Below are 19,713 nucleotides of genomic sequence, written 5' to 3'. Positions count from 1 at the left end.
AAAGATCGCAGCCTGCCGCAGCTCCTGCAAAGGCAGTTTCAGAGGACTTTGACTGCCCGGCCAATCGCCTGAATCGGCCCGGTCGGCTTGCCGATTGGCGAGCCGTTAGTACCCTCCAGCGTCAACTCGAATAGCTGATTCGCTTCCAGCGGCGGCAATTTATCCAGCGGCACCGACAGCGCCTGCCCCGGTTTGACCAACCCCAGCGATACCGGGCCCTGCCAGCCGTCAGCCTTGGTCCAGAACTCCAACGCCTTATCCGCCGGCACTTCCATCACACCCAGTGGAATCAGCTGAATCTCCCGCGAATTGCTCGCCTGGATCACCCAGCCCGGAGCCTTGTCCTGTGGCGCGACCAGCACCACCAGATAACTCGGTTTCGCAGTGGTCTGGGTCAGCAGCATTGAGCCCAACACCAATGTGGCGGCCAAGCCGGCAGCGCTCAGGCCGCGCCACAGCGGCAGCAGGTTCCACCATGAGGTCGCGGGTGTTTGTTGCGGGAGTCGATCAATGCTGCGATTGATCCGCGGCCACAGCAGCGCTGACGGTTGTTGCGGCGAGGCGAAATCCGTCAGCTCCAGCAACCGCCGCTCCCAGGCATCCACCGCCGCACGCAGATCAGGCTCATGCGGCAGACGTTTCTGCACCTCGATCCGCTGTTCGGCAGAGAGTGTGCCGAGCACGTATTCGCCCGCCAGTTCATCGCGTTCCTGCGCCGATTCAGTGGTCATCCCATGCACTCCCGCAAGGCGTTGAGGCTGCGTTTGATCCAGGCCTTGACCGTGCCGAGCGGCGTGTCGAGGCGCGTGGAAATCTGCGCGTGGGTATAGCCGTCGACGTAAGCGTGGAGAATGCAGCGCCGGCGCTGTGGGTCGAGTTGTTCCAGGCAGCGATGGATGCGCGCCGAGTGGTCCTGGGCGTTGAAGGTCTCGTCGAGCACTTCGTGGTCTTCGTCGAACGGCATTTCCCGCCGATGATCACGCAGTTGATTCAACGCCAGATGCCGCGTCACGCTGTACATCCAGCCGCGCGCCGAACCCCGTGAAGCGTCAAATCCCGCCGCACCGTTCCAGATCTTGATAAATGCATCATGGACAATGTCCTCCGCCAGCGCCGTGTCGCGCACCAGCCGTTTGGCCACACCGAGCAGGCGTGGGCCTTCCTGCACGTACAAATCGCGCAGGGCCGAACGCTCGCCGCGGGCACAGGCAGCGAGGCGGGCTTCATAATCGAATTCGGGTTCGGGCAAGGTCATGCTGTGCAATCTAGCTGACATTCCTCAAACATCCAGAGTGCATAAATCCTTTGTAGGAGACAGCCCTGTGGCGAGGGGATTTATCCCCGATCGGCTGCATGACAGTCGTAAAACCGTTGGATGCGATGAATCTGACACTGCGCATTTTCCGGTTTTGGGGAAGCTTCGCTCCCCGTCGGGGATAAATCCCCTCACCACAGTTCGTTCCCACAGGGAATTTATGTAGTCAGGAAAATCAGTTCGCAGCCCAGAAAATGTAATCCGCCTGATATTTCACCACTTCCTGTTTGCCCTTGTTCGCGGTCGTGCAGGCTGTGCCCGGTGCCACGCCGCCCTTTAGCGCAACGCGCTGGATGTAGCTGACACCGCTCATTGCGCCTTCACCTTCAGCAGGGTTGGCCTTGACCAGTTGATAGGGCAGGTTGCCCGGGGTCGACGGCGCTACGGCCAATTGCGTACCGGTGACTTTCGAACCGTCCTTGGCCTGCCAGGTGGCGGGCGGGCCGAAATAGGTGCCGACCTGCTTGCCGCTGCGATCATTGAGCACCGCTTTCGGGCCGACGAAGGTCCACTCGGTCTGGCCGGCAGCATTGGGTTTGTCGCGGCATTCGTAAGTGATCTCGCCCACCCCGGTGGTTTCCATCGCGATCTTGTGGCCTTCCGGAACTTTGATGGCGTCCGGATAGTTGCTCTGGGCGAAGGTCGTCGTGGTGACGGCGAGCAAACCGGTGAAGCAGATCAGCTGTGTGGTGTTCATCAGTGTCTTTCTCCGAAAAGGGTAAACCGCTGACAGCCGAGGAGGGCTGTTACAGGGACTACCCGTGGCGGAGGGGTTTGGATGCAGCGCATGGCAAATATTTTTCAATCACCGCCAGCGCTGTCTTTCGACGCTTGAATTCGCAGGGGGCGAGTGAATGGGAAAAGCAGGCCAAATCGGATACAACAGCTATAAATAGTGCTACATCAGATGCCTGTCGGGGATTGAGGAGGGGATATGTATCAGCTCTACGGACATCGCAACTCAGGCGCAGCCGCCATCGAAGCGGCGCTGGAGTTGTGCCAGATCGCTTATCGCTTCATTGATATCGAAGCCAGCACCGAAGCCGCCGAGGACCTGGCGAAGCTCAATCCCCTGAAGCAGATCCCGACCCTGCAATTGCCCGATGGCAGCGTGCTCACCGAGAGCGCGGCGATTCTGATTCATCTGGGCCTGACATTTCCCAAATCGGGTTTGCTGCCGGCCAAGGCGGACGAGCGCGATCAGGCGATTCGCGGTCTGGTCTACATCGTCAGCAATTGCTACGCGGCCATCGGCGTCGTCGACTACCCCGAGCGCTGGCTGGTGATGCCCGACGAAGCGTCGCGGCAGAACCTGATCGCCGGCGCTCGCGAGCGATTGCACAGGAGTTGGGAAGTGTTTGCCGACCAGTTTTCCGCCGAGCTGTACCTGGACGACGAAACACCGGGTGCGCTGGACGTGCTGGCCGCGGTGGTGACGCGCTGGGCGGGCAGCCGCGAGCATCTGCGTCAGACACGGCCGGGGTTTTATGCGTGGTTGCAGCGCATTGATCGACATCCGGTGCTGGCGCCGGTGTTTGCCCGGCACTGGCCAGTGTGAACACACCGTAAATCCACTTGTGAATGTGATCCCTGTGGCGAGGGGATTTATCCCCGTTGGGCTGCGTAGCAGTCCTGAGACCATCCCGCGCGGTGTGTCTGACTAGCCGCGATTGCAGGTTTTGGGGCGGCTTCGCCACCCAACGGGGATAAATCCCCTCGCCACATGATCCTCATGACCCATCACCGCAGGATTCATCTCTACAGGGGATTGTGGCGTTTTCGGGGTGATCACTCCCCGCGGATGTACTGCTCCAGTTGCTTGATCAGCTCGGCCTGCTCAGCAATCGCCTCTTTCACCAAGTCACCAATCGACAGCAAGCCAATCAGCTTGCCGTTCTCCACCACCGGCAGGTGGCGCAGGCGCTTGTCCGACATGATGCTCAGGCAGGTGTCGACAGTCTGGTGGGTGTCGACGGTAATCACGTTCGCCACCATGATGTCGCGAACCGGCGTGCCCACGGACGAACGGCCATGCAGCACCAGTTTGCGCGCGTAATCGCGTTCGCTGATGATGCCGACCACGGTGTCGTCTTCCACCACCAGCAAGGCGCCGACGTTTTTCTCGGCCATCTTCATCAGCGCTTCGAGCACCATGTGATCAGGCTTGATCTGGTGCACTTCCTGGTTTTTCTGATCTTTGAGCTTGAGCAGTTGGGCGACGGTCTTCATGGCGGTTACTCAGGTGTTGTCGTTGTAATGCAAGCATCGTAGACGCTGGCGCGCAGGGCAAGGTGGCAAAGCGGCAGATAGCACGCAAAAAACGTCATTTGGCTGTTTTTTTCCACACATGGCCGCTTCTTTGCCTATGCACGTCTTGATACAGAAGTGCGCGATGGCGGTTCTGAGGCTTCGCTAGACTCGGGCATCTGAATTTCATGGATGAAAACTCTCGATGCCCAGCTTGAATCTGAGCAACAAAAATATATTGCCCTCACTGCCCGATGCTCTGGCTGATAATCCCACGTTCAGTTTCATTGCCGGGAACGTTCCAGACTGGCTATTGAATGCTACCGCACAGTACAGAGGCGCGTTAAAACAGGCCGCAGTGCCAGACCAGCCTTGGTTTCACTCTGCCTCGTCAGCGCAACGCGATGAGATGAAAAACGCCGTTGCAGCGAGTTGGACTGCCCGGCAGGCGGTGGACAAGGTTTTCGCGCGGCTGACCGAAGTCGAAGCATTTGCCCATGGGTTACTGACCGCCGCGCTGAAAGACCGCCATGACGTCACCGTAGACGTCAGCTCGACGTGTCTAAGGCTTTACCGTTCGACCGGGATGACGGGGGGCTTCGAAGTGCGCACCCTGACCCTGCTCGAGTGCTGTCTGCACAATTTCGAATTGAAAGAGACTCGAGCAGAATATTACGACCAGGCGAGCGACTTTATTACCCGACCTTCGTCCTCCGGAGCATTCGACGTCGTACCGATCAAGGCCAGAATGTCCGTCGCGGCTTTTACCGCGTTGTGCCGGGAGCTGGACGTGGGTGCTGCCTATCAGACCTATCTCGAAGCGTTTTTCGACCTGGACAATCCCGTTGCCACAACCGTACTGAACATGAAGGTCGAGGCTAACGAGAAGAACACCCTGCGCCTGTGCAATGGGCTGGCGTTGCTCAAAGGCGATATCGATCACGACGCTCATCGCCTGGTAGAGAGGTGGGCTGCGGGAGATCGACGGTTGATCTGGAACGGGCGGGCAGTCCACTGCCATGCATTGACGATGATGGGCGTCGAGTTGCCAGGGATTGTGCTGGTCTGCGCCGATCTTGAGCACAGTTCAACGACTGTTCCGGTCATTGCCTATGTCCCCCATGATCCCGAGCATCCGCTCAAGCAGTATGCGTCTTCGACCCAGTTCGTCGTCGAGCTGACACGACAGCTGCGCTCACCTGAGTACCAGCGATTCTTCAGCCGGTTCGTGCCGCATCAGCACCGAGGTCAGTTCTTTTTTCAGCTCAACAATCGGCTATCAAAACTGCAATGGCATGCACCGGTTCCTTTTCAGCAACTGCCGGCCTGGCGCCCAGCGCCTGTTCTGAAACCTGATCTGCAGATCGGCTATGCGCGAATCAAAGGTGAGTTCTGGTTTCATCAGTTTCAGCAGCAGTTGAACACGTTGTTCGCCGACGCTCGAACGCGTGCAGTACCCACCGGCGATGAGGACGCCAAGTCTCGTTGGGCACGCTGGGACAGCTTCCTCAAAGTCGCGCTGACTGTGCTGGAAGTGGGGGCATTTGTCGCCGCGCCGTTTGTACCTGGTCTGGGTGAATTGATGCTTGCGTATACCGCCTACCAACTGTTGGATGAGACGTTCGAAGGGATTGTCGAGTGGGCTCAAGGTCTGCGTACTGAGGCGTTCGAACATTTCCTCGGAGTGGTGTTGTCGCTTGAGGCGGGGGACGGGTTGGTCAACCGAATGATCGAACAGCGGTTTTGGCGCAAGTATCTGAAGGGCAAGCATGCAGCAGCATTCGAGCGAAACGCGAGGATATACAACGCCAAGTCAGAGGAGTTGTTGAACCGGCATCTGGCGGGTGCTGTTGCGCAACATGGATACGAGCACGAACTTGTCGAGTTGGCGGAGGAGCGCCAGGATTTGTTGAGATCGCTGACTTTCGCGGCATTGACGAAAATGTCACTGAGTGTTCGGTAAAGGACCGTAGGCCTGATCTTGCGAACAGGCATACGGTCCGGGCATTCAAGTTCTAGCTCTTTTCAGGAACGCATCTACCGGCAGTGTTTCTTTTTCATCTTCGACTTTTCGCCAAATCGAAGAGTTCGTTTTTGTACTGCGTGTCGGGACGTTAAAGGCCGTTGTGATGTCGTCGTAAGTTGCGACCAGAATACCGCGGCAGTTGTAACAAGCGGGGAAGGCTTGCGCACGGTGCATGTACTGCAATTTATTAGTCATCAACTCGATGAGTTGCGGATCGGTTGAACCTGTTAACTCATGTTGTAGATAAAGCTTGAAATTGCCTGCCTGGACTTCACCGTGGGCACCCGGCAACCCGGCCGACTGCGGCAAATAACCACCCGATGCCTCGATATGGTGTTCGATCTTTCGTCGGATAATCGGGTGAATAGGTGGTACTTCCCTTTCCATACCTGCCAGGCTTGTGGGGACGGGGCGGTCTCCGTCCCACAGCATTACGGGGTAATCTGGATCATTCAATCGTCGGATGTATTGCTTCTCCAATTCCTCGAGAAACTTAACAGGGTCCGTAACCTTGAGCACGCCTCCGGCTACCAGGTTGTCTGAATGAAGATGGGCGTCGTAGGGTCTACTGACATTCAAACCATGGTCGGCAGTGGTAAGCGGGATATTGAAGGTTTTGCCAGACCGTGATGTTCCCCTCTCTCGGGGGATATTGAAAAAATCCGTCGTTAGTGCAACCACTTCCCCTTCGGGCTCGGATGAGTGAAGTGCAGCTCCAGCATGAGCGACAAGAATCTTGTCTCTTGCCTCAGCGTGAAACTGGTACTGGTCGCTCGTATCAGGCGTGCGGAGGATCGTGGTCGTTCGCCCAGCCACCGTCTCGTAAGTTTTGTCACCGGGTTTGTCGCGCACAAGTCCCTCGATGTCGACAAAACTCATCGGGTTATTCCCCACCATCACATACAAATTCCAGCCATCCACTGCCCCCGCCGGATCGGCGCTGATCCAGCGTTGCGACCACGGTGCGTAATAGCGTCGTCCGTAATAATAGAGCCCTGTGTCATCCAGTTCCTTGCCCGAGTAACGAATGGTCTTGTAGCTGACTTCCAGTTCCGAGTGCGCTACCAGTGAGGCGGTGCCGCCGAACGGGTAATAATGTTCATGACTGATCAGGCGTGCGTTCTGGTCGAGCTCGATCAGGCTGGAACTCTGACTGTCTTCAAGGCAATAACGCAGTTGATCGTTGACGATTTCGCCCGGGCGGCCACTGAGCCAATGCAGGCAGCGGACATTGCCGATCATCGTCGGCAACGTAATGACGTGCAACTCTTCACCCGTTTCGCGAGTGCGGATCTCGATGCCCGGCAGGTAGCGCACCTGACGAAAATGCGTCTTGGTTGAGCCTTGAGTCTCGTGGTGTTTGAAGACTCGGGCGCCGCCGCTGTAGCGATAGGTTTCCTTGTCGGGCAGCGCGGATTCGCGTTCGATCAACGTGACCGATGCCAGTTCATCCAGAACATTCCAGTGCAAACCCTGGCCGGGTTGCAAGGCTTGCAGGTTGCCATGAGCGTCGAACTGCGTCGAGAAGTCGGGCGGTGAGTCACCTTCTTTCCAGCGCACGCCACGATTGCTGTTCGGGTCAATGAACATGCGCTGGGTGTATCCACCGATTGCTCGTGCGTGAACCAGTTTGACCAGGTTACCACCGGCGTCGTATTCGTAGGTCTGGGTGTAATTGAGGCGGTTTTTGGGATCGCTCGGTAATGGACGGCCGGGTATCCCGGTCGGGGGTAGGGCGTCATATCCGGTGGCGCGGATCAGGCGATAGAGCGAGTCATAGCCAAAGTCGCGCTGGCCGTCGATAAGCTGGTTGGCAAAGAACACTGGGTCAACAGTGCGATCCAGAAGACTGACAACATTGCCGACCTTGTCGTATTTGTATTCGAGATTTTGCCGCAACGCCTCGCCGGGCAGACCTGCCTTGATGCCATTCAAGCGACCGTTGGCGCCATCGTATTCCCAATTGCACACCACGCCGTTGCCCAAGGCTTGTTCGATTTTCTCGCCTTCGGCGTTGTATCGGGCGTGTTTGAGGATGTCTTTTACAGCATCGTCGCCGCTGATCTTGAGAGTCACCTGCTGGAGTTGCCCGCCGATGTCATAGCGTGAGAATTGCTGATGGCCACTTGCATCCGTCTGGCTCAGTGCTGCGCCGCTGGCCCCGTAGCGCCAACGCGTGGTGTAGACACCGGCATTGAGCAGCGTGCGGGTTTCCTCCAGAGGCAGAGCGTTGAGGCTGAACGAGCTGTAGTCCAGAGAACCTGAGGCATCGACCTTGCGTAGCAATTGGCCACGCAGGTTCTTCCCGGCATCTGCATCGGCGGCGCCATAGCGCATGGTCTCCATGTCAGGTCCGTCGTTCACTTTGATGCCCAGCAAGCGCAAACGATTGTCGAAGCGGTTGCTCCACCGATTCCCGCGGGCATCCCAACGCCGGACAACTTCCCCAGCCAAACCATGCAAACTCAGCCGCCAGCCAGAATCGACGCTGTCCAGCAGCAGCGCTTGGCCTGCCATGTCATGAATGGTCATCAAATTGGCTTTTGGCGCTGTTGCGAACAGTCGTGGATCCCAATGCTCTATCGCTCTGCCTGCGTCGTCGTGACGTGTCCGGTTGATCAACGACTGTACGGCGGCCCCTGGCACGTTTCGCCAATAGGCGATCTGACGAACAGGAAGACCCCGGCCGTCGTTCACGCTGACTGACGGGGTTCGGCGATGAACGGAGAGATCCATTTCTCATTTCCTTCGACGCAATGCATCGCATGGAGGCAAAGGCAAATCTAGCAACTCTGGCAAGGTGTGTAACCTGTCAACTCTGACAGGTGTCGCACCTTTGCCGACCATGTTTTGCGCGCCACCCAATGGTCGAATGCCGCGTAGAATGCCCCTCTGTTTCAATTCCTGAGGTCGCAGTGGTGGATTTACAGCAGGGCTTCGTCTTGACCCGGCATTGGCGCGATACCCCCGCCGGCACCGAAGTCGAGTTCTGGCTGGCGACCGACGCCGGGCCGCGCCGTGTGCGTTTGCCGCATCAGCCGTCTGTGGCGTTTATTCCTGCCGAGCAGCGTGAAGCGGCCGAACGCCTGCTGCACGACGAAAAAAACGTCGAACTGCGACCATTGGCCCTGCTGGATTTCGAACATCGCCCGGTGCTGGGCCTGTATTGCCAGCAACACGGCCAATTGATGCGCCTGGAAACCGCGCTCACCCGCGCCGGCGTCGACGTCTTCGAGGCAGATGTGCGCCCGCCCGAGCGCTACCTGATGGAGCGTTTCATCACCGCCCCGGTATTGTTCAGCGGTACAGCCGATGCCAACGGCACATTGCTCAACGCGCAACTGAAACCCGACCCCAAGTATCGACCGAAGCTGCGGCTGGTCTCGCTGGACATCGAAACCACCGAAACCGGCGAGTTGTATTCCATCGCTCTGGAAGGCTGCGGCGAGCGTCAGGTCTATATGCTCGGCACGGCGAATGGCGATGACAGCATCGTCGACTTCGACCTTGAATATTGCGATTCACGCACGGTCATCCTGAAGAAGCTCAACGACTGGTTCGCGCTGCACGACCCTGACGCGATCATCGGCTGGAACGTTGTGCAATTCGATCTGCGCATCCTCCACGAACACGCGCGGCGCCTCGGTGTGCCGCTGAAAATCGGTCGTGGCGGTGAAGAGATGCAGTGGCGTGAACACGGCAGCCGCAATCATTACTTCGCCTCGGCGGCGGGGCGGTTGATCATCGATGGCATCGAATCCCTGCGCTCGGCGACGTGGAGCTTTCCCTCGTTCAGCCTGGAAAACGTCGCCCAGACCCTGCTCGGTGAAGGCAAGGCCATCGACAATCCGTATCAGCGCATGGACGAGATCAACCGCATGTTCGCCGAGGACAAACCGGCGCTGGCCAAGTACAACCTGAAGGACTGCGAACTGGTCACGCGGATCTTCGCCAAGACTGAACTGCTGACATTTTTGCTTGAGCGCGCCAGCGTCACCGGCCTGCCGGCGGATCGCAGCGGCGGCTCGGTGGCGGCGTTCACCCACCTGTATATGCCGCTGATGCACCGTCAGGGTTTCGTCGCGCCGAACCTCGGGACCAATCCGCCGCAGGCCAGCCCCGGCGGGTTTGTCATGGACTCGCAACCGGGGCTCTATGAATCGGTGCTGGTCCTCGACTACAAGAGTCTTTATCCGTCGATCATCCGCACGTTCCTGATTGATCCGGTGGGGCTGATCGAAGGCTTGCAGCACCCGGACGATGCGGACTCGGTGCCGGGTTTTAGGGGCGCACGGTTCTCGCGCACGCGGCATTGCCTGCCGTCGATTGTGTCGCGAGTCGCCGAGGGCCGCGAGACCGCCAAACGCGAGCACAACGCGCCGCTGTCGCAAGCCTTGAAGATCATCATGAATGCCTTCTACGGCGTGCTCGGCTCCAGCGGTTGCCGCTTCTTCGATACGCGGCTGGCGTCGTCGATCACCCTGCGCGGACACGAAATCATGCTGCGCACGCGCAAGCTGATCGAAGAACAGGGCCATGCGGTGATCTACGGCGACACCGACTCTACCTTTGTCTGGCTGCGTCGCGCCCACGGTCAGGAGGAGGCGGCGGCGATCGGCCACACGTTGGTCAAGCACGTCAACGACTGGTGGCGCGAGCATGTGCGCGAAGAATACGGGCTGGAAAGTGCCCTCGAATTGCAGTACGAAATTCACTACAAACGCTTCCTGATGCCGACCATTCGCGGCGCAGAGGAGGGCAGCAAGAAGCGCTATGCCGGTCTGGTAACTCGCGCTGACGGCACAGATGAGATGGTCTATAAAGGCCTGGAAACCGTGCGCACCGACTGGTCGCTGCTGGCCCGGCAATTCCAGCAGGAATTGTATGAACGAATCTTCCAGCGCAAGCCGTATCAGGATTACGTGCGCGATTACGTGCGTAAAACCCTGGCCGGGGAATTCGATGATCGGCTGGTCTATCGCAAGCGCCTGCGTCGCACCCTCGACGATTACGAACGCAACGTGCCGCCCCATGTGCGCGCCGCGCGGCTCGCTGACGAATACAACACGCTGCACGGCCGTCCACGGCAATACCAGAATGGCGGCTGGATCAGCTACGTCATCACTTTGGCCGGCCCGGAACCGCTGGAAGTGCGTCGCTCTACCATCGATTACGACCACTACATCACCCGGCAGCTGCAACCGGTGGCGGACGCCATCCTGCCATTCGTCGACGATGATTTCTCAACCCTGATCGGGGGGCAACTGGGCCTCTTTTGAGTCCAGCAGTTGCAGCGTCCATTCGTCGAGGATGCCGTGGAAGTAGCGCTCGAGGGCCTGATTGAACAGGCTGTCACCAGCGGCGAACTGGCTGAACAGCGTCATCGAGGAGTGAAACTTCAAGTCATCGGGATGACCAAAAATCTCTGCAATCGAACGCTGATTGGTATTCAGCACAAGCTGCGTACAAGTGCGCAGCCGCGCGCCGAGCAATGGATGTTCCAGGTAGGCCTGGGTTTCTGCGGCTGAACCGATGGCGAAGCGTCGGGACATTTCACTGCCGCCAAGCCCTGCGAACTGTGGGAAGACAAACCACATCCAGTGGCTGCGTTTACGACCCTCTTCGAGTTCGCGCTGGACCCGGTCCAATACCGGGTCCTGAGCCTGGACGAATCGTTGCAGGTCAAACGGGTCGTTATGATCAGTGCTTCTCATACGGAACCTCGGCCAGTCGTCAGCTCAGACCATGGCCAGCCGCTGCTTGCGTTGTGGCGCTTGAAACGCCTGGTCCAGCGCCGCCAGATCCCCGGCCTCCAGTTGCAGCTGCGCGGCTTGTGCATTGAGTTGCACGTGTTCCGGCCGCACAGCCTTGGGAATCGCAATGACACCATCCTGACGCAGAATCCACGCCAGCGAAACCTGCGCCGGGGTGACGCCGTGACGAGCGGCAATCTGTTTCAGCACCGGGTTGGCCAGCATCGCGCCGCCCTGACCAATCGGACAGTAGGCCATCAGCGGCATGCGTTGTTGCTGGCACCACGGCAGCAGATCGAATTCGACGCCACGCTCTTCAAGGTTGTAGAGCACCTGATTGGTCGCGCAGGCGGGAGACGCCAGTTCTTCGACATCATCGACGTCGAAATTCGACACACCCCAGCGACCGATCTTGCCCTCTTCGCGTAGGCGCTCGAAAGCCTCGACGGTTTCATCCAGCGGATACTGGCCGCGCCAATGCAGCAGATAGAGGTCGATGTAATCGGTATCCAGCCGACGCAGACTGCGTTCGCAAGCTTGCGGGATGCCTTTGCGGCTGGCGTTGTGCGGGTAGACCTTGCTGACCAGAAACACCTGATCACGCAGACCGGCGATGGCTTCGCCGACAATACTTTCGGCGCCGCCCTCGGCATACATTTCGGCGCTGTCGATCAGGGTCATGCCCAGTTCGATGCCGCTGCGCAGGGCGGCGACTTCGCGTTTGTGGGCGGAACGGTCTTCCCCCATGCGCCAGGTGCCCTGGCCAATCACCGGAACCTGCACGCCAGCCAATTCAAGGGTACGCATTCAAACCTCCTATCTGAAAGGGTCGATACCTTAGTGGGCAGCAGGATAGCGCAGGGGTTCCATGAGCTTCAAAAAGCAAAAGATCGCAGCCTGCGGCAGCTCCTACAGGGGGGGGATTCACCGCCGTTCAAACGGTGTACCCAAAAAACTGTAGGAGCTGCCGCAGGCTGCGATCTGTTGATCTTCAGCTGTTACTTCGCAGAAAACTTCAACACCACGCTATGCGCATAAGCCTGCCCCGGATCCAGTCGTGTGCTGGGGAAGTTCGGCTGATTCGGTGAGTCAGGATAGTGCTGGGTCTCGAGGGTAAACGCGCCCCAGTGCGGGTAGACCTTGCCAGCCTTGCCCTTGACCGTGCCGTCGAGGAAGTTGCTGGTGTAGAACTGCACGCCCGGTTCGCTGGTGAACAGCTGTAGATGCCGGCCGGACTGCGGGTCGCTGACTTCGACGGCCAGTTTGCTCGCATCACCCTTGGCATCCAGCGCCCAGTTGAAATCGAAACCACCCTGTTTCGGCTCGGCGAATTTCAACTGCGGATGATCAGCCTTGATGTGCGTGCCGATGGCGGTCGGTTTGCTGAAATCCATCGGTGTGCCGGCCACTGGCGCCAGCTCTCCGGTCGGGATCAGTTTGCCGGTGACCGGCGTGTAATGGCTGGCATGCAAGGTCGCGACCTGCTTGAGGATGTCGCCATTACCGGCACCGGCGAGGTTGAAGTAGCTGTGGTTGGTCAGGTTCAGCACCGTCGGCTTATCGGTGCTGGCCTTGTAGTCGATGCGCAATTCGTTGTTGTCGGTGAGGCGATAAGTCACCTCGGTGGTGAGGTTGCCGGGGAACCCCATTTCACCGTCCACCGACAGATAGGTCAGGGTCACGCCGACTGAATCCTTGTCCTTGGTTTCCTGGGCTTTCCAGACCTTTTTATCAAAGCCCTGAGTGCCGCCGTGCAAGGCGTTGGACTTGTCATTCTGCGGCACTTGATAGCGTTTGCCGTCGAGTTCGAAAGCGCCCTCTGCCAGACGATTGCCGAAGCGGCCAATGGTCGCGCCGAAGTACGCGGTGCCTTTCTGATAGCCCTGCACATCGTCGAAGCCGAGCACGACGTCGTCGAACTTGCCGTGCTTGTCCGCCACTTGCAGCGATTGCAGGGTTGCGCCGTACGTGATGACCGTGGCTTGCATGCCATGGCTGTTGCGCAGGATGTATTGCTCGACGGGCGTGCCGTCGTTGGTTTTGCCGAAGGCCTTGTGTTCGGCGCTCAGGCCGGCGGCGTTGGCAGAGAGAGTGGCGATCATCAGGGACAGTCCGAGGCCGGAGAGCAGGTGACGGGATTGAAGCATGGTTGACCTTCCTTTTTGTTGTTGTTTTCAGTAACCCCCCCTGTAGGAGCTGCCGAAGGCTGCGATCTTTTGGCTTTGTTTTTTAAGGTCAAAAGATCGCAGCCTTCGGCAGCTCCTACAGAGGTTGAGTAATAGTCATGCTATTTAGTGTTCGAGTGAGAATTTATAGCGGATTAAACGTTTATTGCAAAAATAAAGTCGGACTAAATAGGTTGATGGTTCGCGCCGAAGGTCGGGAAATACCGCCAGCACTGCACTTTTCCGCAATCGGCGGCTCTATCCATGGCCAGGATGCGGTGACTCCCGCCGCACAGGAATGTGCCTGTTCGAGAATTCATGCCGAGAGTGTTTAAGCTGATCACCCGATTTGTCCGTCGCCCGTGCCTGTTGTTGGTGTGTTTGTCGTCGCTATTGTTCAGCGGTTGCAGCCATCAGGACGGTAACGGTTTCATCAACCAGATCCGGGAAGGGCAGCCGCAGGAATTTCTGCAGACCAGCGTCGACCGTATGGCCACTTTGGCGATGCGCGACAACCTCGGCAGTCTTTATCGGTTGATGGGCAAGCTGTACCTGCGTAACCCGGACGAATTGCGCAAGTCGGGTTTCCTCAACATTCACGCCGCCGTCAAACAGGTGCGACTGGCCATCGAGCAGCAACAACCATTGCCGGTGCTCGGCGGCAGAAAGGACCTCGCGGCGCTCAGCTATGCGATGAGCCCCGAGTTTCGTGGTGACCGCGTCGGCGCGTTCATTTATGCCATCGGCAGCATGCTGGTGACGGCCCATGGCAATCGAACCGAGTTCTACATGACGGACGCGATCAACCCGACGTTCGTGCATAACGCGGCGCGCAACATCGAAAAAGCCACGTGGATTCTGTCGCAGCGTCAGAACAAGGAAGGCCAGCCGCTGTTGTTTTCCAATGAAATCTCGGAGGAGGGCAGCAACCTCAGTTTTGCCGTGGAGTTCGGCAAAATCGTTGCGCGCCTGGATCTGCTGACGCAAATGCTTGATGAGCGCTACCGGCGGATCGGGCTGAATTACGCGCAGAGTCTGCTGTTCCTCAACTTCCTCCCGGTGCAATAAATTTGTGGATACGCTGCTGGCGCAATAAATGTAGGAGCTGCCGCAGGCTGCGATCTTTTGATTTTGGTTTTTTAGATCAAGATCAAAAGATCGCAGCCTTCGGCAGCTCCTACAGGGGGATGTCAGTTGTATTGGGTTGAATGGTGGTTGGATAACTTGTATACAATCAGTCGCTAATTTCGATCCAAATGGAGCTGCACTCGTCATGACCGACCCCGCAAGCGCCGATTTCAGCCGTGTCGACCACGCGACCCGCGCCGACAAACTGCCCTATGCCGCGTTGCTGGCCTTCGCGATGACCGGTTTCATCGCCATCCTCACTGAAACCCTGCCCGCCGGGTTGTTGCCGCAAATCAGTGCCGGGCTGAACGTCAGCGAAGTGCTCGCCGGGCAGCTGGTAACGCTGTATGCGCTGGGTTCGATTGTCGCGGCGATTCCGCTGACCGTGGCCACCCGTGGCTGGCCACGCCGTCGGGTGCTGCTGATGACGGTTGGCGGGTTTCTGCTGTTCAACACCATCACCACGTTCTCCAGTCATTACGGCCTGACCCTGGCCTCGCGCTTTCTCGCCGGGATGGCGGCGGGGTTGTCGTGGGGGATCATGGCCGGTTACGCCCGTGGGATCGTACCGGTGCATCAGCAGGGGCGAGCGCTGGCGATTGCCATGCTCGGCACGCCGGTGGCGCTGTCGTTGGGCACACCGGCGGGAACGTGGCTGGGCAATCTGATCGGTTGGCGCGCTTCGTTCGGAATAATGTCGGCACTGGCGCTGGTGCTGGCGGCGTGGATCGTCATCGCGGTGCCGGATCGTCCGGGGCAGGCCAGTGCCGAGCGTCTGCCATTGATGCAGTCGCTGCGCCTGCCGGGTGTGCGCCCGGTGTTGTTGGTGGTGCTGACGTGGATGCTCGGGCACAACATTCTCTACACCTACATTTCACCGTTTTTGATGCAGGCCGGACTCGCAGAGCGTGTGGATCTGGTGCTGCTGGTGTTTGGCGTGTGTTCGCTGGTGGGGATCTGGATTATCGGCATGCTGGTGGATCGCTGGTTGCGTTGGCTGACCCTGATCAGCCTCGCAGTGTTTGCCGTGACGGCGCTGGTGTTGGCCCTGGCGAATCCGTCGCCATGGCTGATCTACGGCTGCATGGCGGTGTGGGGGTTGTCCTTCGGTGGTTCGGCGACGTTGTTGCTGACGGCCGCGGCGGATTCTGCCGGTGATCATGTCGATGTGGTGCAGGCAATGCTGACTACTTCCTGGAACGTGGCGATTGCCGGGGGCGGGCTGTTTGGTGGTTTGTTGCTGGATCGAGCGGGGGCGATGTCGTTTCCGTGGGCGCTGCTGATTCTGTCGCTGATTGCGCTGGTAACCGTGTGGATCAACAGCACACACAGCTTCAAACCCGGACGACGCCAACACTGATCCCCTCTGTAGGAGCTGCCGAAGGCTGCGATCTTTTGATCTTTCTTGTTGCGTTCGTCGTGAAGCACCTGAACGCTGGATTGGGATTGGGATTGGGATTGGGATTGGGATTGGGATTGGGATTGGGATTGGGATTGGGATTGGGGGGATTGGGATTGGGGGTATATCCGTTGCTGCGGGTGTTGCCGCTGGCGGTTTCGCCCTTACGGCGAGTCACCTTTTCCAAACGCCGAAAAGGTAACCCAAAAGGCTTTGCCCCGGCGTACGGCACTTCGCTGAGGCTCAGTGTTCCCTCGCTACGGTGTCCATCCGGGGGCATCGCCTCCGGTTTGCTTCGCTGCACCTCCTCTCGATGTATGCGGCTTCGCCGCACGGCGCTGCGCGCCTAACCCCCGGATGAACACCTTCGCTCGGCCTGCCGAAGGGGCAACAAATCAAAAGCCAGATCAAGAGCCCATCACCCTAGCCCTCTCCCAGAGGGAGAGGGGACTGACCGCGTTGTTTGGGCGAGTTGCGCCGACGTGAGATACCGAGTCGAACTCAAGTTCTGAAAAGCCCACAAGCCGGCTCCCTCTCCCTCGGGAGAGGGCTGGGCGGGCGGCGTTCCGATGAGGGGCGCACCTAAAACCAAAGCCGACCGCATCGCTCTCCCACCACACAACAGGATGAGCGTTAGCTCGACTGAGCTTTTGATCTTCAGGCCCGTCGGGAGGCTGAGTGGAGGGATTCATCCGGGGAGGACATCGAAAGGAGGTGCAGCGAAGCAAACCGGAATCGATGCCCCGGATGGATTCCGGAGCGAAGGAACCCCGAGCTTTAGCGAGCGGGCCGGACGTCAGGGCAAAGCCTTTTCGGTTACCTTTTCGGCGTTTGGAAAAGGTGACCCGCCGTAAGGGCGGAACCCTACTCAGCCATCACCCAAAAAACGGATATTCACACAGAACCCCCCAACGACCTGGTCGGCCCACAGGCCGCCAAGACACAAAAAAAGCGCAACCAAAATCCCCCAAAACCAGAAAACGTGACCTTCAAAGGATCGCAGCCCTCGGCAGCCCCTACAGGGGGAAGTGGTGATTGGGCATAACGATAGACCGCATCGATATATGTGGTTATAAGAAAAATCGCTATGCTGCGGGCCAGATTTTTCCTGTCGTTTTTCTGGACGTCTTAATGGAATTGGCAAATTTCGGCCTGGTGATTGCCGGGCTGGTGGTGGGTTTTATTGTCGGTATGACCGGTGTCGGCGGTGGTTCGTTGATGACGCCGATCCTGCTGTGGTTCGGCATTAACCCCGCAACGGCGGTCGGCACCGACCTGCTGTACGCGGCCATTACCAAATCCAGTGGCGTCATCGTTCACAAGAAGAACAAGAACATCGACTGGGCCATCACCGGTTGGCTGACCCTCGGCAGCGTGCCGGCGGTGGTCATGACCTTGTGGTTTCTCAGCACGCTGCACACCGCGCCAGACGCGATGAACGCCATCATCAAACAAGCCTTGGGCTTTGTGTTGTTTGCCACGGCGTTGGCGATCTTCTTCAAGAAACGCTTGCTGGAATTCGCCCACAAACGCGCTGGCGGCAATTACAACCCGAGCGGTTCGCGGCTGAACGTGATGACGGTGATTACCGGTCTGATCCTCGGCACCATGGTCGCGCTGACTTCAATCGGCGCCGGCGCCCTTGGCACCGTGGCGCTGTTCATCCTCTATCCGCTGCTGCCGACCCGCCGCCTGGTCGGCACCGAAATCGCCCACGCCGTACCGCTGACCCTCGTCGCCGGCCTCGGCCACGCGAGCATGGGCAACATGGACTGGAGCGTGCTGGGCTTCTTGCTGATCGGTTCGTTGCCAGGCATCTGGCTCGGCAGCCACCTGACCGGCCGCATCTCCGACGAAGTGCTGCGACCATGCCTGGCGACGATGCTGGTGTTGATCGGCTATAAACTGGCTTTTTAGTACAAACCCAATTTCCTGGCTGTAACTGTGGTGATGGAATTTCCTGTGGTGAGGGGATTTATCTGTGGCGAGGGGATTTATCCCCGATGGGCTGCGAAGCGGCCCCAAGGCCATTTGAATCGGTGTGTCAGGGAAAATTGGCTGCCTGAATGGGGGCGCTTCGCGCCCCATCGGGGATAAATCCCCTCGCCACAGATAAATCTCCTCATCCACAGACGCATGCCCTCAGCCACAGATAATCCCATCAGCTACAAATAAATGCGCCTCACCACAGAGATCTGTTACGTCGGCTACCGCAGGGTGTATTTCATGACGGTCACCGGCAAATTTTCGTAAACCATCTCCTCGACCACCTCCCAACCCAGCCGCGCATACAGCGACTGCGCTGCGTCGGTGTACAGGTAAAGTTCCGGCACGCCCAACGCCTCAGCCTCTTCAACAATGCGCTTGACCAGTTGCGAAGCAATCCCGCGGCCACGTTCTTCAGCCTTCACATAAACCCCGGCCAGCCAGGGCGTGAGTTCGGGGCGGACTTTCATGTCACTGTCGATCAGCAGTGCGCCGCCCAGTAACCTGCCGTCTTCAATCGCAACCACGACACTGGGGATCGCACCTTTGCCGCACGCCGCACGCATGCGTTCGGTGCGGGCAGCAAGGGTGTCGCCGGGACGAAAGCTACCCCACTCCTTGAAGTTGAGTTCGGCCAGTTCTTCGATCAATTCAGGGTGATCGCACAGGTAATCAATGTGCACGCGGTGACCTCCATTTCGTGAGCAGAACAGCCACCCTAATGCGCTCTTGAACGGTAATCAAATTGGCGTGGCAATCGCGTTTGTGCAGTTGCGCAATGTCGGGCCTGACCTAAGCTTCTGGCAGGGCGACAGATATTTGCCGGATACCCCGGAACAATCGCCGTGATGCGCAATCATTAGAGCGTGGATATCAAAAGGAGATGCGCATGCTCATAAGGTCACTGACCCTGACACTCTTGCTGGCAGTTGCCGGCCCCCTGTTCGCCGCTGACAACGATTCGCCGATTGCCGGGGACAGAGGCCGCGCCCGACCGCTGATCGTGATCGCGCAAAGCACTGTCGACCCGGTGTGGGTAAGCCTGAAAAAGTCGCTGGAGGACCCCGCCAACAAAAAAGGCGTCGCCGATCGCAACATCAAGGTTTACACCATCCTCAATATGTCGGGTCAGCTCGACGGCAAGGACATGGGCCAGCAGGACACCATGGCTCTTCTGCGCTCGCTGAAACTGGGCGCCGGGGCTTATCCGAAAGTGTTCCTGGTGGGCAAGGACGGCGAGACCAAACTCTCCGCCTCGGGGGATGACGCGAAGGCCGTCGACCTGAAGAAAATCTTCGACACCATCGACGCCATGCCTATGGCCGAGAAAGAAGCGGCCGCCGCCGCAGCAGCCCAGACCCCTGCCGCTGCCGAACCTGAACCGGCCAAAGGTGCGAAAGGCGCCAAGCCGAGCAAACCCGCCAAACCGACCAAGCCGCCAGAAATGCCGAATGATTGATGGCGGGATCTGAATCCAAAAAATGGGCGACCTTTGCAAGTCGCCCATTTTTTGCCCGTTTAAAACCCTGTGGTCAGGGATTTAGCTGTGTTGAGAGGGCATGCCTGTGTTTGGGGGATTTATCTGTTTCAGACAAACCTTGGCTGTCTGGACTGGGGCCGCTTCGCAGCCCAACGGGGATAAATCCCCTCGCCACAGATCATTCCCTGACCACAGACAGTCTCTTCACGAAAAA

Annotated in this window: 16 protein-coding genes; 7 read left to right on the top strand and 9 right to left on the bottom strand. The window is 58.5% G+C overall.

Annotated elements, in window-relative coordinates; genetic code table 11:
* Positions 1–38 precede the first annotated feature (38 nt).
* The 3 genes from ICA15_RS09805 to ICA15_RS09795 all read right to left on the bottom strand — a co-directional run bounded on the left by ICA15_RS09805 (position 39) and on the right by ICA15_RS09795 (position 2,012).
* Positions 39–731, bottom strand: a complete 693-nt coding sequence (locus tag ICA15_RS09805) for an anti-sigma factor domain-containing protein (RefSeq protein WP_210553127.1) — start codon at positions 729–731, stop codon at positions 39–41.
* Positions 728–1,255, bottom strand: coding sequence for a sigma-70 family RNA polymerase sigma factor (locus tag ICA15_RS09800; protein WP_191626518.1), 528 nt, complete (start codon positions 1,253–1,255; stop codon positions 728–730). Before ICA15_RS09800 ends, ICA15_RS09805 begins: the two co-directional genes overlap by 4 nt.
* A gap of 235 nt (positions 1,256–1,490) precedes the next feature.
* The gene (locus tag ICA15_RS09795; RefSeq protein ID WP_150605405.1) at positions 1,491–2,012 is read right to left on the bottom strand and encodes a DUF3455 domain-containing protein; all 522 of its coding nucleotides are present in this window, start codon (positions 2,010–2,012) and stop codon (positions 1,491–1,493) included.
* A 237-nt stretch (positions 2,013–2,249) separates the two neighbouring features.
* Here ICA15_RS09795 and ICA15_RS09790 point away from each other — a divergent pair, with 237 nt between their 5' ends.
* Positions 2,250–2,873 (top strand): glutathione S-transferase, encoded by a 624-nt coding sequence (locus ICA15_RS09790; protein ID WP_210553126.1) that lies wholly within the window; start codon positions 2,250–2,252, stop codon positions 2,871–2,873.
* Between the two features lie 230 nt (positions 2,874–3,103).
* Here ICA15_RS09790 and ICA15_RS09785 read toward each other — a convergent pair whose 3' ends face one another.
* Positions 3,104–3,544 (bottom strand): CBS domain-containing protein, encoded by a 441-nt coding sequence (locus tag ICA15_RS09785; protein ID WP_210553125.1) that lies wholly within the window; start codon positions 3,542–3,544, stop codon positions 3,104–3,106.
* 223 nt (positions 3,545–3,767) lie between these two features.
* Between ICA15_RS09785 and ICA15_RS09780 the strand changes: the two genes are divergently transcribed.
* Positions 3,768–5,525: a dermonecrotic toxin domain-containing protein gene (locus ICA15_RS09780; protein WP_210553124.1), complete on the top strand. Its 1,758-nt coding sequence runs from the start codon at positions 3,768–3,770 to the stop codon at positions 5,523–5,525.
* Between the two features lie 45 nt (positions 5,526–5,570).
* On the opposite strand, the gene ICA15_RS09775 is transcribed toward ICA15_RS09780, so the two are convergent.
* Positions 5,571–8,324 (bottom strand): RHS repeat-associated core domain-containing protein, encoded by a 2,754-nt coding sequence (locus ICA15_RS09775; RefSeq protein ID WP_210553123.1) that lies wholly within the window; start codon positions 8,322–8,324, stop codon positions 5,571–5,573.
* A 182-nt stretch (positions 8,325–8,506) separates the two neighbouring features.
* Here ICA15_RS09775 and ICA15_RS09770 point away from each other — a divergent pair, with 182 nt between their 5' ends.
* Positions 8,507–10,867: a DNA polymerase II gene (locus tag ICA15_RS09770; RefSeq protein WP_210553122.1), complete on the top strand. Its 2,361-nt coding sequence runs from the start codon at positions 8,507–8,509 to the stop codon at positions 10,865–10,867.
* Here ICA15_RS09770 and ICA15_RS09765 read toward each other — a convergent pair.
* The 3 genes from ICA15_RS09765 to ICA15_RS09755 all read right to left on the bottom strand — a co-directional run bounded on the left by ICA15_RS09765 (position 10,832) and on the right by ICA15_RS09755 (position 13,488).
* Positions 10,832–11,302 (bottom strand): DUF1810 domain-containing protein, encoded by a 471-nt coding sequence (locus ICA15_RS09765; protein ID WP_210553121.1) that lies wholly within the window; start codon positions 11,300–11,302, stop codon positions 10,832–10,834. The two genes, ICA15_RS09770 and ICA15_RS09765, sit on opposite strands and share 36 nt — an antisense overlap.
* 24 nt (positions 11,303–11,326) lie before the next feature.
* A complete protein-coding gene (locus ICA15_RS09760) occupies positions 11,327–12,148 on the bottom strand; it encodes an aldo/keto reductase (protein ID WP_210553120.1) in 822 nt (273 codons plus the stop codon).
* Between the two features lie 191 nt (positions 12,149–12,339).
* On the bottom strand, positions 12,340–13,488 hold the full coding sequence (locus ICA15_RS09755) for an aldose epimerase family protein (RefSeq protein ID WP_150605399.1): 1,149 nt from the start codon (positions 13,486–13,488) through the stop codon (positions 12,340–12,342).
* 336 nt (positions 13,489–13,824) lie between these two features.
* Here ICA15_RS09755 and ICA15_RS09750 point away from each other — a divergent pair, with 336 nt between their 5' ends.
* From ICA15_RS09750 to ICA15_RS09740, 3 genes are all read left to right on the top strand, one after another.
* Entirely contained in the window at positions 13,825–14,574 is a 750-nt protein-coding gene (locus tag ICA15_RS09750) for a hypothetical protein (RefSeq protein WP_150618302.1), read from the top strand.
* A gap of 205 nt (positions 14,575–14,779) precedes the next feature.
* Positions 14,780–15,994: an MFS transporter gene (locus tag ICA15_RS09745; RefSeq protein WP_210553119.1), complete on the top strand. Its 1,215-nt coding sequence runs from the start codon at positions 14,780–14,782 to the stop codon at positions 15,992–15,994.
* Between the two features lie 1,170 nt (positions 15,995–17,164).
* Positions 17,165–17,950: a sulfite exporter TauE/SafE family protein gene (locus ICA15_RS09740; RefSeq protein ID WP_042560052.1), complete on the top strand. Its 786-nt coding sequence runs from the start codon at positions 17,165–17,167 to the stop codon at positions 17,948–17,950.
* Positions 17,951–18,240: 290 nt separating this feature from the next.
* Here ICA15_RS09740 and ICA15_RS09735 read toward each other — a convergent pair whose 3' ends face one another.
* Positions 18,241–18,702: a GNAT family N-acetyltransferase gene (locus ICA15_RS09735; protein WP_150618304.1), complete on the bottom strand. Its 462-nt coding sequence runs from the start codon at positions 18,700–18,702 to the stop codon at positions 18,241–18,243.
* A gap of 206 nt (positions 18,703–18,908) precedes the next feature.
* Between ICA15_RS09735 and ICA15_RS09730 the strand changes: the two genes are divergently transcribed.
* Positions 18,909–19,478 carry a DUF4174 domain-containing protein gene (locus ICA15_RS09730; RefSeq protein WP_210553118.1) on the top strand — a complete coding sequence of 190 codons (570 nt, stop codon included), beginning with the start codon at positions 18,909–18,911 and terminating at the stop codon, positions 19,476–19,478.
* The last annotated feature ends 235 nt before the right edge of the window (positions 19,479–19,713 follow it).

This window comes from Pseudomonas sp. P116, assembly GCF_020149425.1.
Lineage (GTDB): Bacteria > Pseudomonadota > Gammaproteobacteria > Pseudomonadales > Pseudomonadaceae > Aquipseudomonas > Aquipseudomonas anatoliensis.
The sequence above is the reverse complement of the archived record's forward strand: the minus strand, read 5'-3'. Positions and strand labels throughout refer to the sequence as shown.

Coding starts and splice junctions, on each gene's coding strand:
- ICA15_RS09750 (WP_150618302.1), top strand. CDS start 13,825: ATGCCGAGAGTGTTTAAGCTGATCACCCGATTTGTCCGTCGCCCGTGC.
- ICA15_RS09765 (WP_210553121.1), bottom strand. CDS start 11,302: ATGAGAAGCACTGATCATAACGACCCGTTTGACCTGCAACGATTCGTC.
- ICA15_RS09800 (WP_191626518.1), bottom strand. CDS start 1,255: ATGACCTTGCCCGAACCCGAATTCGATTATGAAGCCCGCCTCGCTGCC.
- ICA15_RS09790 (WP_210553126.1), top strand. CDS start 2,250: ATGTATCAGCTCTACGGACATCGCAACTCAGGCGCAGCCGCCATCGAA.
- ICA15_RS09740 (WP_042560052.1), top strand. CDS start 17,165: ATGGAATTGGCAAATTTCGGCCTGGTGATTGCCGGGCTGGTGGTGGGT.
- ICA15_RS09760 (WP_210553120.1), bottom strand. CDS start 12,148: ATGCGTACCCTTGAATTGGCTGGCGTGCAGGTTCCGGTGATTGGCCAG.
- ICA15_RS09780 (WP_210553124.1), top strand. CDS start 3,768: ATGCCCAGCTTGAATCTGAGCAACAAAAATATATTGCCCTCACTGCCC.
- ICA15_RS09755 (WP_150605399.1), bottom strand. CDS start 13,488: ATGCTTCAATCCCGTCACCTGCTCTCCGGCCTCGGACTGTCCCTGATG.
- ICA15_RS09745 (WP_210553119.1), top strand. CDS start 14,780: ATGACCGACCCCGCAAGCGCCGATTTCAGCCGTGTCGACCACGCGACC.
- ICA15_RS09805 (WP_210553127.1), bottom strand. CDS start 731: ATGACCACTGAATCGGCGCAGGAACGCGATGAACTGGCGGGCGAATAC.
- ICA15_RS09785 (WP_210553125.1), bottom strand. CDS start 3,544: ATGAAGACCGTCGCCCAACTGCTCAAGCTCAAAGATCAGAAAAACCAG.
- ICA15_RS09775 (WP_210553123.1), bottom strand. CDS start 8,324: ATGGATCTCTCCGTTCATCGCCGAACCCCGTCAGTCAGCGTGAACGAC.
- ICA15_RS09795 (WP_150605405.1), bottom strand. CDS start 2,012: ATGAACACCACACAGCTGATCTGCTTCACCGGTTTGCTCGCCGTCACC.
- ICA15_RS09730 (WP_210553118.1), top strand. CDS start 18,909: ATGCTCATAAGGTCACTGACCCTGACACTCTTGCTGGCAGTTGCCGGC.